The sequence below is a fragment of the Aegicerativicinus sediminis genome, from assembly GCF_015476115.1.
Taxonomy (GTDB): domain Bacteria; phylum Bacteroidota; class Bacteroidia; order Flavobacteriales; family Flavobacteriaceae; genus Aegicerativicinus; species Aegicerativicinus sediminis.
The window spans coordinates 2159435-2173866 of the sequence record NZ_CP064295.1; the positions used below are offsets into that span (position 1 = coordinate 2159435).

General features: G+C 36.1%; 7 protein-coding genes. All 7 read right to left on the reverse strand.

The features are described 5' to 3' along the window. Positions 1–248: 248 nt before the first annotated feature. Genes ISU00_RS09375 through ISU00_RS09405 form a run of 7 tightly spaced genes read right to left on the reverse strand, consistent with a single transcriptional unit; the run spans position 249 to position 14429 of the window. A complete protein-coding gene (locus ISU00_RS09375; protein ID WP_228850397.1) occupies positions 249–1658 on the reverse strand; it encodes a TolC family protein in 1410 nt (469 codons plus the stop codon). Positions 1659–1661: 3 nt separating this feature from the next. Continuing rightward, positions 1662–2330 (reverse strand): ABC transporter ATP-binding protein, encoded by a 669-nt coding sequence (locus ISU00_RS09380; RefSeq protein ID WP_228850398.1) that lies wholly within the window; start codon positions 2328–2330, stop codon positions 1662–1664. Positions 2331–2337: 7 nt separating this feature from the next. Next, positions 2338–4728, reverse strand: a complete 2391-nt coding sequence (locus tag ISU00_RS09385) for an ABC transporter permease (protein WP_228850399.1) — start codon at positions 4726–4728, stop codon at positions 2338–2340. A 32-nt stretch (positions 4729–4760) separates the two neighbouring features. Then, positions 4761–7196, reverse strand: coding sequence for an ABC transporter permease (locus tag ISU00_RS09390; protein WP_228850400.1), 2436 nt, complete (start codon positions 7194–7196; stop codon positions 4761–4763). 24 nt (positions 7197–7220) lie between these two features. Then, positions 7221–9620, reverse strand: a complete 2400-nt coding sequence (locus ISU00_RS09395; RefSeq protein ID WP_228850401.1) for an ABC transporter permease — start codon at positions 9618–9620, stop codon at positions 7221–7223. 11 nt (positions 9621–9631) lie between these two features. After that, on the reverse strand, positions 9632–12028 hold the full coding sequence (locus ISU00_RS09400; protein WP_228850402.1) for an ABC transporter permease: 2397 nt from the start codon (positions 12026–12028) through the stop codon (positions 9632–9634). Between the two features lie 19 nt (positions 12029–12047). Next, positions 12048–14429, reverse strand: a complete 2382-nt coding sequence (locus ISU00_RS09405) for an ABC transporter permease (RefSeq protein ID WP_228850403.1) — start codon at positions 14427–14429, stop codon at positions 12048–12050. Positions 14430–14432 lie beyond the last annotated feature (3 nt).

Below are 14432 nucleotides of genomic sequence, written 5' to 3' on the forward strand. Positions count from 1 at the left end.
AATATAGGTTAGATTGTTATTACTACAGTGAATCTAGAACCCTTCTCCCATTAGCCTGTTTAGAGAAGGGTTTTTCTTTGGATAGTGTTAAGTCTTGTTTCAATGCTGTTATTCCTAGGGGATAACAAAATGTATTTTTGGGATCTCCAAATGAACAAGATCTTAACAAAGATTGTTATGGATTAGAAACATAAACCTCTGTACTTAAGGGTGTACAGAGGTTTTTTGGTTGATAGTTGGAAAGCATTCTAAATCTGCCCTCGGAAAAAATCTAATATTTTCTGTCTAAGCACATATTCATATTTAACATTTGCAAGATTTACCCTGGCATTATCTAAGTTGGTTTTACTTATAATATATTCCACACTGTTTGTAACCCCATTATTGAATCTGATTTCATTAATTCTAAAAGATTCTTCATAAGCCTTTACTTGTGTCTGAAGGACTTCATAACGTTCAGAAGCAGCTTCCATGTCGTAGTAAGCTTCCTTTATAAACTGTCTGAATTCTAATTTGGTTTGATTCAAGGTGTTTTCTGCCTGTGAGCGTTTAATTTTTTCAAGTTGAACATTGTTCTTAGCCCTGAAGCCATTAAATAAGGGTATGGAAATCGCTAGACCAAAGTTTGAAAAAACGTTGTTTTCAAATTGATCTTTAAAAGGTATTTCTTCAGGAGTGAATGAGGTTTGCTCCCTGAAAACATCAAAATTTGTCCCATTAATAGAAACATAATCACCTGTGGGGTTAATCATGGTTCCGGTTTCAGTGAAAATTCTAGCAGCACTAGAGTAATTGGTATTGAGGTTGGCAAAGAATGAAAGTTCTGGCACATATAGGGAGCGTGCTACCGCCACACCTTTATTGGCAGCTTCAACCTTTAATTCGCCAGATTTTATAGAAGGTAATTCCTTAAGAGCTTCTTGATAAATTTCATCTGGGGTGTAACCATATGGACTAGCATCAATGAGTAATTGCATTTGGTCAGGGTCTAGTTCCATTTCAGTATTCATCCATTGCTGCAGGTTTAATAGGGCATCCTTCAACGTATTTCTAGCTTGAATGAGAGAAGCTTGATCTGTTGCAAACTGACCCTGTAAATCTCGATACTCTGCAGGATTGCCAACTTCTTGGTCATAGAGTGTTTTTAAGCGATCCACCTGTCCTTCACTTGTAGTAATTCTACCCTCAGTTAACGCCACTAAATCTCTTGCACTTAACACTTGAAGAAAGCCTAATGTAACGTTCAACATTAAGTCTTGTCTTGCAGCTTCAACATCCATCTCAGCAGCTTTATAATTTAGGTTGGTCTGTTTCAACGTGTTTAAAAGACGGAAACCATTAAAAACAATAGCATTCAGCCCCAAGTTGGCATTTGAAAAGGTTAAGGATTCATCTATATAACTGTTGGTATAGGGATCTATACTACGCCCATTGGAGTTTCCCAAATTCATGCTTCCATTAATGGTTGGAAGTAAATTGTTTATCGAACGCTTGTAATTTGCACGGGCGGTTTGGGCATCTAATTGATTGTTTTGGTAATTTAAATTGTTATCCAATGCTATTCGGATGCATTCATCCAATGTGAGTATTTCATCATTTGTCTGGCTAAAGCCTAAAGATGAAATCATCATACAAAATATAATCAATCGTAGTTTCATAAATCAAGATTTTACCCAGCCGCCATCAAGCAAATTCAAAATGCGATTGCCATAAGCGGCGTTGGTTTCAGAGTGCGTAGCCTGTATTATGGTTACACCATCCTTGTTCAATTCTTTAAAAAGTTCCATGATTTCTTCCCCTTGTTTAGAATTTAGGTTTCCTGTGGGTTCGTCAGCTAATATCAATTTTGGCTTTCCAATCAAAGCCCTTGCAATTCCAACCAATTGCTGTTGGCCACCACTTAGTTGGGATGGAAATAAATCCTTTTTGCCCACTATGTTGAACCGGTCCAGCATATCGGCTACCAATGCCTTTCGTTCTGAAGACTTAATCTTTTTATAGAGTAAAGGTGTTTCTATGTTTTCATAAACGGTGAGTTCATCTATGAGATGATAGGCCTGAAACACGAATCCAATATATTCTTTATAGAGATTGGCACGATGTTTTTCCTTCATTTGGTGTACTGGGGTATCTAAAAATGTGTATTCTCCTTCATTGAATGTATCGAGCATTCCTATGACATTTAACAAAGTAGATTTGCCAGAACCCGAGGGTCCCATAATGGAAATAAATTCACCTTCCTCAACTTTAAAATTGATATCTTTTAAAAGGAAAATTCGTCGACCACCTGTGGTGACCCATTTGAAAATATTATTTAGTTCTAATAGCATAATTATATTATTCGTTTCTTAAACTTAAAATTGGATTTTCTCTCATCGCTTTTACGGCTTGTAATCCAACAGTGATGATTGCGGTTATTAACAATATAGAAGCGGATGCAATAAAAATTAGCCAATTTAATTCGTATTTGTAGGCAAAGTTTTGAAGCCAACGTCTGCTGGCTATCCAACCCAAGGGTATTGCAATGGCAGTTGCAATAGATACATAAAGAATGAAACGGCCACTAACTGCTTTAAAAATATCTAGTGCGCTGGCGCCTAATACTTTTCTAATCCCTAGTTCTTTAGTGCGTTGTTTTATTAGAAATGCACTCAAGGCAAACAATCCCATTACAGCAATTAATAGGGCCACAATTGTAAAATAGCCCACTACTTTTTGGATCCGCAGATATTCTGCATATAGCTTTTGAAAATTTTCATTCAGAAATGAATAGCGCATCGGGAAATCGGGCTCGATTGTTTCCCAGATATTTTCTATTTGAGCTAACGTATTTTTTGGATTTCCAGAGGACAATCTGGCAATAATTGCCCCTCCAGAAAGATAACTACAGGCTTCATTACCAATTAGAAACATAGTAGATTGTATAGGTCTATTGACACCTTCCACTTGAAAATCTTTTATAACACCAACAATTTCAATCGGCACAGTGTCGCAATGTTGAAAGCGCAAAACTTGCCCAATAGGATTTTCCAACCCCATCTGTTTGGCAGCCGTTTCGTTTATAATCGTAGATCGCGTATGTTGATCGTTGTATCGATCATCTAACCATCGTCCTGAAATTAATTTAGCATCAAGGGTTTTAAAATAATCTGTACTTATCTTAACTTCATTGAATCGCAATGTTTTAGCATCCCAAAGGAGTCGGTTCGAAGTCGTATCGATGTACTTGTCGCCAGGCACCGTTGTGGTTTTAGAAACTGACGAGATACCTGCAATTGCAAGTAATTTTTCCCTAGTTAAATCAAAATTTTGTTCCCTGGTATTTTGGGTAGTTTGAATTCTAATTACCTGTTCATCATTAAATCCTTTGTCCTTGTCTTGCATAAATGAGACCTGTTTATAAATGACAACACTGCAAACTATAAAGAAACCAGAAAGAACAAACTGACCAATAATGAGGACATTTCGTAGCCCCATACTGCCAACTTTTTGTTTAGTTTGTCCTTTTAATACTTGGATAGGATTATACCTTGAAGCAACAATGGAAGGGTAAAGGCCTGATAAAGTTGCAACAGCTAAAAGAATACAAAGTATTTGTGCGAATACCCATAATAGGGAACCTTGAAGAAGGGTAAATGAGATATTGAAAACTGTTTTAAACCAAGGAAGCATAAGAAAGACAAGCAAGGCTGCGATTATTACACTGAGCATTATTTGGAAAAATATGTCCATAAAGAACTTCCAAAACAATTGTAAATTGGCCGACCCTAAAATTTTTCTAACGCCAATTTCCTTGGCTTTGCTTATGGAGGCTGCAAGGGACAGATTACTAAAATTAATCGCTCCAGCAAGCAATAAAGAAGCTGCTAAAATCAATAATATATTTATTACTGGTAGGTTACTATCCCCGCTTTTAGGATTGGTATGTAAGTCCGTAAACCGTTCACTAAATAACGTTTCTGAAGTTGGTGAAGCCATATACTTTTCATAATCACTTCCCTTTTTTTGGAGGTGGCTCTGAACATAAACTTCATTGATTTTAGTATCTAAATCTTCAAGGGCAATGTCATCGGTATATTTAATGAATGTTTGAAATGAAAAATTTTGCCAATGATTATTTTGTTTTTCCCATGGAGATCGAAATGCCATTTGGGTATTAAGATAGGATGGGGATTCTGGACTTTTCATAACTCCTGTTATTACTCCTTCCAAGGCCCCATATAATTTCACCGTTTCACCAATCGGATTTGTTGTTCCAAAATACTTCTCTGCCAAGTTTTTACTTATTACCATGGCATTTGGTGCATTCATCACAGTGGATGGGTCGCCCATAATGATCTCATATGGAAACACGTTGAAGAAACTAGAATCTACTTCTACCAACCCTTTTTGGTAAAGTTTTTTTCCATTGGCCTCAAGAAGTACTTCATAGTCACCCGAGCTAGAAATTCTTGTAGAAGCTTCAATACCTGAAATATTTTCTTGAAGAAATTTTCCTAGAATAGCAGGAGTATACCCATTCCATTTAATACCTTCTTCTCCCTGAAGTTCCACCGCATAAACTTTGTTCAAAGTAGGGTGCCAAATGTCATAGCTTTTTTCATAATTAAGATATAATAGCATTAATATGAAGCCAGCTAGACCGACAGCCAAACCAAGTATATTAATTACAGAAAAAGTTTTGTTTCTGTAGGTATTGCGCCAACCTGATTTAAAAAAGTTTATCATCTTTTATTTTTAACTCTGTTTGTCTTTTTGGTTTATTCGGTTCTTAAACTTTTAGATGGATTTGCCAATGCGGCCCTAATTGCCCTAAAACTTATGGTGGTTATCGCAATGATTATTGCAACAAGCCCGGTAACAATAAAAACCCACGGTTTAATACTTATTTTAAAAGCGAAATCCTCTAACCATTTGTACATTGCAAACCATGCGATTGGTATAGCAATAATGAATGCTATAATGACAAGTTTTAAAAAGTCTTTGGAAAGCATGGTTACAATATTTGATACGGATGCTCCTAAAACTTTTCTGATGCCAATTTCTTTTGTGCGTTTTTCAGCTATAAAGGTTGCCAAACCAAACAGCCCCAAACATGCTATAAGGATAGCAAGGATTGAAAAACTTAATGCTACTTGCCCAACTCGTTGTTCTTCCCTGTACATATTCTCAAAAGATTCATCTAAAAATTGGTACTTATAAGGCATTCCTGGAGCCATTTCATGAAAGGTGCTTTCTATTTTATCTAAGACGGGTTGCATATCATTGCCAGCCACTTTAAAAGCAACTTTCCATTGGTTGGACCCCAACCTCATAATCAAAGGGAATACATTTTTTCTTAATGACTCATAATTGAAATTCTTTACAACACCTATTATTTTATACGGGGCAGGAGTCTCTTCTCCTCGGTAGGTTGCATAAACATTCTGGCCAATTGGGTCATCATATCCGAAAAGCTTGGCAGCTGTTTCATTTATTATTACAGATGTGGAGTCAGAACCAAAAGAAGGATCGAAATTTCGACCTTTAATAATTTCCATTCCTAAGGTTGGAATATAGTCATAATCAACCCTCCAAATCTGAGTATTTACACTATTATCTTGGGTCATAACCGGGTCGGAGGAAACTGTGGTATCACTCCTTGAAGAATTACCTACTGGCAAAAATCCTGCAAATGTTGCCGATTTAACGGCACTTAATTTTTCTATTTCATTTTTGAATGCTGTTTGGGAGTTATTCTGCATTCCTTGAAGATCAACTACAACCATCTGATCTTTGTTAAAACCGACATTAGAATTGCGAATAAAGGACAGCTGGTTATAAATGACAATGGTTCCTATGATTAATATAATGGATGTTGCAAACTGAAAAACAACCAATGCACTTCGCAATGTGTTTTCTTTTCCGTTGCTCATTAATTTTCCCTTTAATACAGTTATCGGCTTGAAGGAGGAAAGAAAGAATGCAGGATATACACCGGCAAAACTTCCTACCACAAATGGGAGTAAAAACAGGATTAGTAAATTGGTAGGCCGCCATAAATAATTGAAAGGTATTTCTTTGCCAGAAATTTGGTTAAACCAACCTAAGGTTAATAAAACAAGAAGCAAGGCCAATATCATACCGATATATGCCAACAAAATAGATTCAGTTAAAAACTGCCAAATCAAAGAAGTTTTGCCCGTTCCCAAAACTTTGCGGACACCTACCTCCTTAGCTCTTCCCTCGGATCTGGCGGTAGACAGGTTCATGAAGTTAACGCATGCAATTAATAGGATGAATAAAGCCGCTGCAGAGAAAATATAGACGTATTGGATATTTCCATTAGCCTCTAATTCGAAACTTCTTGATGAATGCAAATGGATATCAGTCATTGGAATGAGTGAATATTCCAATTTATTACCACTTGCCCTAAATTCGTCAATGCTTTTAACCTCTATAAAAGCTTGAGCTTGGGGAATGATATATTTAGCAATAACTTCCTCGAATTTCTCATTGAATTTTCTATAGTCCACACCCTGTTGAAGCACCACATAGGTTTGAAAATTATGACTCAAAAAGGTGCCGAAAGGATATTCAACATTTTCCATTGAGAAAAAAAAGTCAAAATGGAAATGGCTATTTCTGGGAATGTCTTCGATTACAGATGTAACCTTATATAAAGTTGAGCCGTTATCGTCTGTTTCTAAAGTTTTACCAAGGGCGTTCTGTGGGTTTCCAAAATAACGTTCAGCGGCAGATTTTGTAATTATTACGGTATTCGGTTCAGTTAAAACCATGTCATTCTCGCCAACGAGAACCTTAAGATTAAAAACCTTAAGTAAAGTTGAATCAGCATGGGTAACATCAGTCTCCTCAATAAAATCAGTTCCTTTTTTAACCAATTTTGGTCCTGTAGAACTGTAAAAGCGGACATATTCTTCTACCTGTGGATAGTCATTTTTGAGCGTTGCCCCCATGGGGTCTGCTGATTGAGACAAAATGAGTTCTGTACCACCAATACGGATATCTGAATTAATCCTGAAGATACGATCAGCCTTGTCGTAAAATTTGTCATAACTCAACTCATCAGTTACATACATGCCTATTAAAATGAAACATGCCAAACCCAAAGCGAGTCCAAATACATTTAGGAAGGAGAAGAACTTGCTTTTCCAAAGGTTCCTCCAAGCGATTTTTAAATAATTGATAAACATTTTTATGTTGGTTTTTTGATGATGTTATTCGGTTCTTAAACTTTTAACTGGATTCATTAAAGCAGCTTTGCTAGCATGATATCCAACAGTGATAAGGGTAACAATTAGGGTTAAACAGGCAGCGATTACAAACACCCCACTGCCAACATTAATTTTATATGAAAAATTTTCAAGCCATTTACCAGAAGCCCAAATAGCTAGTGGTATGGCAATAGCAATAGAAATACCAACAAGCATGAGGAAATTTTTGCTAACTAAAAACACAATATCTCCCAAATTGGCACCTAATATTTTTCGAATTCCTATTTCCTTGGTTCGTTGTACGGTGGTAAAGGCAGCCAAACCAAACAACCCCAAACAAGCCAATAAAATAGCAGTACCTGAAGCGGCTGAAAATAGCTGTGATGTACGTTCTTCAGCTTTATATAAAGCGTTATAATCGTCGTCTAGAAAATGATAGTTAAAAGGTATTTCAGGCATACGGGTACTATAAACTTCCTTAAGACTAGTCAATGTGTTTTGGATGTTTTGATTGGAAACCTTTAGCATGAAAAGTCGAGAAAAATCCCGTCCTAGAAAAATCATTAGGGGTCCCACAGGATTATGTAGGCTTTGAAAATTAAAATCTTTAACTACACCAACGATAGGGCCAGTACCTTTGCTCTCAACTATTTGTCCAATTGCTTCCTCGGGTGTCCAACCTAATTGATGGGCTAAAGTCTCATTTATTATATAGGGCTGGAGGTAATTCTCTCGATTATTGGTTGTGTCCTGCATGGCAAAATCCGATTCTATAAAATCTCGGCCTGCAGCCAAAGTCATATTTAAAGTTTTTACAAAATTTAGGTCTACTGGCATTGCAGTTAGGGAAACATCTTTTTTTCCTTCGTCTGTATGGGTTGTAAGACCATCTCCCCATTGAACAAATTCTGGGGTTTCATAAGAAGCTGTAATTGAAAGAACACCAGGTATTTGTCCAAATGCATCCTTTAATGCTTCCATATTTTTATGCATACTGCCAGAGAAGGGCATTACAACTATATGGTCCTTGTCATAACCTATATCCTTGGTTTTTATAAAGTCCATCTGTTTTAAAATCACCAAAGTGTAGATGATGAGAAAGACTGAAATGGCGAATTGGCCAACAATCAAAGATTTTCTAAGAAACCCATTTCCACCCGTAGAATTAAATCCCTTTTTAAGAACCCCACTGGCTTTTGAACTGGATAGCACCATTGCTGGATAAATACCTGCCAAGAAACTTACCAATAATGTGAATACAATAAGTATTGTCAAAGGTAAAGGCTGAATTAGTTCAAAGCGTTCAAATGCACCACCGGTAATATCGTTGAATAAAGGAATAAGGGCTGTCGCAATAATTAAACCTAAAACAGCAGCAAAAAACGTTATAGTGGTAGTTTCACTGATAAATTGTATAAAAACCTGTTTTCTATTTGCACCCATAACCTTTCTCATGCCGATTTCTGCACTGCGCTTTGTAGATTGTGCAGTTGCTAAATTGGTGTAATTGGCGCTGGCAATAAGCAAAATCAGTAGAGAAATGATTGTGAAAATATAAATATTGGTGATGTTGCCATTCGGCTCAAATCCTGCCAAATCTGATTTTAAGTGGACATCTAATAGTGGTTGTAAGCGGTAATGGAGGAATTTTTCACCATCTGCACCGGTTTGTTCAACCACTGCTGGTGAGTCCATATATTTATTGATTTTTTCTTCTAGGCGGTTTATGATGGTTCCTTCTTTTAGAAGAAAGTAAGTCATCCAATTGGCTGACCACCACTCCTCTCGCTTTGTGTTGTTGCCCAGGTTAGTAAATTGAGTTACAAAGTCAAATTTTATTTGAGAGTTTTTAGGGGCATCCTGGCAGACTCCGGAAACACGCATTTCTTTTCCAATAACGTTTAGTGTTTTGTTAATTGGTGATTGTTCGCCGAAATATTTTTTGGCCATGGTCTCGGTTAAAACAATCTTGTCAGGAGCATCTAAAACGGTGGCTTCAGTTCCTTCAAGTAAATTGAATGAGAATACCTTGAAAAAAGCTGGGTCTGCAAACAAAATTTTATTTTCCGTAAATGCCAGATTTCCATTTTTTACTGTACTGCTACTTATATAGGATCTTACGTATTCTTCTATTTCCGGAAATGTCCTTGCGAATTGGGGGCCTACCTTGGTGCCTGTGGTGGCAACATGTTGATCCCTGTCAGACATATTGAACTCCATAGTTGTCCGTACAATTCTATCTGCTTTTGTATTGAAGTTGTCATAACTTAATTCATTGTTAATGTACAGTCCAATTAATAAACAAGCTGCTAATCCAACAGAAAGACCGAAAATATTGATGGCCGAATAAAGCTTATTCTTCTTAATATTTCTCCAAGCGATTTTTATATAATTCCAGATCATAATTTCTTGTTTTATTCTGTTCTCAAGCTTTTTACCGGATTCACCACGCTGGCTCTTATGGTTTCAAATCCTACAGTTAGGAAGGTGATTAATAGTGTGGCAAAACTTGCTAGAACAAATACCCACCACTCAATCTCTATCTTATATTTAAAATCTTGTAGCCAGTCCTGCATAAAATACCAGGCTAAAGGGATGGCTATAAGGATTGCAACTCCAACTAGTTTGAAGAAGCCAAATGATAAATGTGATGCTATTTGATAAACTGAGGCTCCTAAGACTTTACGGATGCCAATTTCCTTTATTTTTTGCTGGGCGGTAAAGGCAGCCAAACCAAATAGACCCATGCCAGCAATGATAAAGGTTATAACTATGAAAATGTTGAAAATGTAGGAGAGCGTTTTTTCCGATTTAAACATATTGTCGAAAGCATCGTCAAGAAATTCGTATTCAAAAGGCGATTCTGCATCGAATTTAGAATGGATAGATTCCATGCGCGAAACCATTCCTTGCAAATCAGTGTTTGATTGAAATTTCACGAAAAGACATCCCCCCAATTCCCCTAATAAGGTTGTATTTGCTGCAGATTTATCTGAAACAAACATTGCAAGTGCATCAATAGGTGCATCTATGTTTGAAAAGTGGAAATTTTCGACCAGACCAACAATATCATATTTGGAATTTCCTAAAGAAATGGATTGACCAATAGGATAAGGGCTTAAGTGAAACTTTTTAATTGTTGATTCGTTAACAATTACCTTGTTTTCGGCAGTTAATAAAGTTTCATCGCTAGGTGCTATTTTCCATTTAACTCCTAAGGTTTTAAAGAAACTTTCATCTATATTAAAAATTGGTAAACTAATTTGATCATCACCTTGACCAGAGGAGGCAAAAAAGATATTATAACCTCTGTATAGTGGATAATCTGCTGCTGCGGTAGATTTTACCTGTGGCAACTGTTCAATTTCATTTCTAAATGCCGTGCTATTAGTCCCCATTGTTTTTTGTAGGGGTATCATTAAAAGATCAGATCTGTTCAGCCCTACATCTACTTGTCGCATATGGCTTAATTGCTGATGGATGATGATACCACAAATTATTAGTCCAACGGCTATAACAAATTGCACAACAGTACAAGCCTTTCTTAAACTAATCCCCCCTTGGTTACTGTATCGTTTAAGTCTTAAATTGTCTATGGGGTTAAAGGAAGACATCAAAACTGCAGGGTAAAGTCCGGTTAATAAAATAGTAGCTCCATATAAACCTACCATCAGTAAAATGAAGGATTTGTCAAGGAAAAAGGATTGGTCTATTGTTAAGTTTAATAAGCTAAAAAACCAAGGTTGCAATGTAATGGCCACCAAAATGGCTAATAAAAATGCCAATGATACATAGACAGTTGATTCAACGTAAAATTGAATTGCAACGTTTTTCCTGCTTGCGCCATTTACTTTTCTAACCCCAATTTCTTTTGACCTCAAAGTGGCCCTTGCGGTTGAGAGACTTAAATAATTTATAAGTGCTAACAATAAAATTAATAAAGCAACCAATGGGAAGATGTTGAGATATTTTGAAATAGAAGTCTTACCGTAATTTAAATGTTGGTCAGTTAAGGCAGTTAAAATATAAGTGTCGTTAGCTCCTGTTTCCGTCTGGGAGCCTAAGTCATTCATGCTTTTTTCAACTTGTGCAACTTTATTAATGTCATTCAGTTTTACATAAGTTGGATAAGCACCGCCACGGAATATGGAATACTCAAAATTTCTTTTGGTTTCAACCATCGTACGATGACTGTTGATGGAAGCTATAAAATCAGTTGAAATGGTTGAATTTGATCTTGAATTTTCAATTATGCCAGTAACCTTAAAAAGGTAAGTGCTATCTTTTTTAATTTGAAGGTTTTGACCTATAGGGTTTTCATTCCCGAAATATTTTTGGGCCATTTCTTCAGAAATAACCAAGGAATATGGGTTTTTAAGAGCAGCTTTAGGGTTTCCTTTAAGCAGTTTGAAGGAAAAGAAATCAAAGAAATTATCATCCGCATATCGGAAATTAATCTCGGAATGTTGGGTTGTTGTAGACTTCGGATTCTTTATTACAACAGGTTTATATTCAGAAAATAACCTTAGAGTAGATTGAACAGAAGGATTGATTTCTTTTAATTGGTCGGCGGCGGAAAAATTTAATGCTTGGGTATAAATGGTGTCACCACTCATTACCATTTGCGCCCTTATTTTGAATAACCGATTCGCATCTTCAAGGAAACTATCATAACTTTTTTCGTGTCGTACATAGAACAATATGAGAATACAGGCTGATAAACCAAGGGCCAAACCGCCAATATTAATAAAACTATAAAGTCTATTTCTAATGAGGTTTCTCCAGGCTATGGTAAAATAATTCTTAAGCATTCTATAGGTATCTATGTAGTTATTCGGTTCTTAAACTTTTAATCGGGTTGGCGACAGCCGTTTTTAATGTCTGTAGGCTTATTGTTACTGTGGCAATAAGTATAGAAATTATACCAGCTGCGATAAAAACATACCAGTTGATATCAATTTTATATACAAATTGAGACAACCATTTATCCATTATGTACCAAGCTATAGGGCTTGCGATGATTATTGATAAAAAAACAAGTTTCAGGAAATCCATTGAAAGTAATTTTAGGATGCCGAAAGCGGAAGAACCTAATACCTTTCTTATACCAATTTCTTTCCTTCGTAATTCTGTATTAAAGGCCGCCAGTCCTAACAGCCCTAAACAAGATATGAGGATGGCCATATAAGCAAAAGTGCTAGATAGACTTAATACTTTTTCCTCATTATTATATTGGGCCCTGAATGTCTCGTCCAGAAATTGAATATCTAAATTATATCCTGGATTATAGTTGCTGTAAAACTCTCTTAAATGTGAAAGTGTTTCTCGTGTAGAATTGGCCTCAATCCTAAGCATAGCCATACTTAATTCTTTGGGTTGATATTTAAACACTAATGGAGATATTGGTTGCATGATAGAAGCAGTATGAAAATTTTTCATAACTCCTAAAATCGTTTTTGCCTCTCCCCAAAGGATGATTTTGGCGCCAACCGGATTTTCCAAACCCATGAGTCTAACTGCCTCCTCGTTCAATAATAAATAGGAGTCTAAATCACCTAAATCTGAGGAGAAAGGTTGCCCCTTAGCCATTTCAATATTTAGTGTATTCACTAAGTTTTTATCAATACTTCGAATTACAAAATCGATAAGTACATCATCTTGTTTTCCAGGCCAACTAAGTCCGTAGGTAGACGATCCACCATCTTCCCTTATCAAAGTTTGATTGATTCCACCAGCATTAACCACACCAGGTATGGCCTTTATAGCATCGAGGAATGCGGTGGTATTTTCATATGGTTTGCCTTCCAAATCAAAATAGATCATATTATCTTTTTCATAACCAATAGGTTTATCCATTGCATAATTAACCTGATTATTGATTATTAGAACTGAAATAATCAATATCAGTGAGGCCATAAATTGAAAGACAACCAACCCTTTTCTAATAAACAATTCACTAGCCTTGCTTTGAAATTTTCCTTTTAGAGTTGTTAGAGGCGTAAAGCCAGACATAAAGAATGCGGGATAACTTCCAGCCAAAAAACCGGTTAAAACAGTCAATGCTAATAAGAATGTAAGATTGAAAAGATTAAATCCTATTTCTAACTCTTTGCCTGTTATAAAATTGAATGTTGGTATAAAAAAGAAGACAAGCAGTATGGCAAGCAGCATAGAGATTATAGTAAGAAGAAAAGATTCTGTTAGAAACTGTACAATCAATTGTTTTCTAGATGTGCCTACAACTTTTTTAATGCCAATTTCCTTAAACCTGGTGGTAACCCTCGCTGTAGATAAATTCATGAAATTTATACAAGCTATAAGTAGAACTAAGGCTGCAATAATTGAAAATAATCTAACATAGGTTATTCTGCCACCCTGTTGTTCACCGTCTACATACTTACCATTTAAATAAGCATCAGAGAATTTTCTTAGGAAAATAGTGAAGATGTTGCCCTCTGCATAGTTGTCTAAAAAGTTTTTTATTTTTCCTTCCAACTGTGAGATATCGGTATTTTCTTGCAGTAACACATAGGTTTGGGGTCCGGTATTTCCCCAATCCGTTCCATTAGTCCAAAAGTCTTCTAGGAGTTTTTGTTTGGTTAGAACATAATCAAAATTCAAGGTTGAATTTTGTGGTACATTTTGAAAAACTCCCGTTATCCTCGCCAAATAGTCCTTGCCGAAAAAATTGTAGCTTATGTCTTTCCCTATAGCCTCGTTTATTGATCCAAACAATTTTTTGGCTAAATCTTCAGAAACAGCAATGTTATTTTTATCGTTTAGAACGGTGGATTTATCTCCTTGAATTAAAGGAAAGGAAAAGACTTCAAAAAAGGGTTTGCTTGCAAAAAAGCCAACTGTTTTTAAAGAGTTATTATCCCTTTTAAAAGTTATTTTCATTTCCTCCTTTTCAAGATTCATCAGAGTAATTGCATGTTCAACTTCTGGTAAATCTTTTTCTAGGGCTTCAGCAAGTAGGCCCTGAGTACCATCATGGATTATTGGAATATTGTTTTCCGTGCTTTTTTCCATGATTTGATACAAATTGGCATCATTATCATGAAATTTATCTACGGACCGCTCATCGAGGACCCACATAAAAATGAGAAAGGCACATGCCAGACCTGTTGCGAGCCCTATAATATTGATTACAGAGAACAGAGGTCTTTTTGTAATGTTCCTCCAAGCTATTTTTAATGAATTTTTGAGCATAAT

Coding starts and splice junctions, on each gene's coding strand:
- ISU00_RS09375 (WP_228850397.1), bottom strand. CDS start 1,658: ATGAAACTACGATTGATTATATTTTGTATGATGATTTCATCTTTAGGC.
- ISU00_RS09380 (WP_228850398.1), bottom strand. CDS start 2,330: ATGCTATTAGAACTAAATAATATTTTCAAATGGGTCACCACAGGTGGT.
- ISU00_RS09385 (WP_228850399.1), bottom strand. CDS start 4,728: ATGATAAACTTTTTTAAATCAGGTTGGCGCAATACCTACAGAAACAAA.
- ISU00_RS09390 (WP_228850400.1), bottom strand. CDS start 7,196: ATGTTTATCAATTATTTAAAAATCGCTTGGAGGAACCTTTGGAAAAGC.
- ISU00_RS09395 (WP_228850401.1), bottom strand. CDS start 9,620: ATGATCTGGAATTATATAAAAATCGCTTGGAGAAATATTAAGAAGAAT.
- ISU00_RS09400 (WP_228850402.1), bottom strand. CDS start 12,028: ATGCTTAAGAATTATTTTACCATAGCCTGGAGAAACCTCATTAGAAAT.
- ISU00_RS09405 (WP_228850403.1), bottom strand. CDS start 14,429: ATGCTCAAAAATTCATTAAAAATAGCTTGGAGGAACATTACAAAAAGA.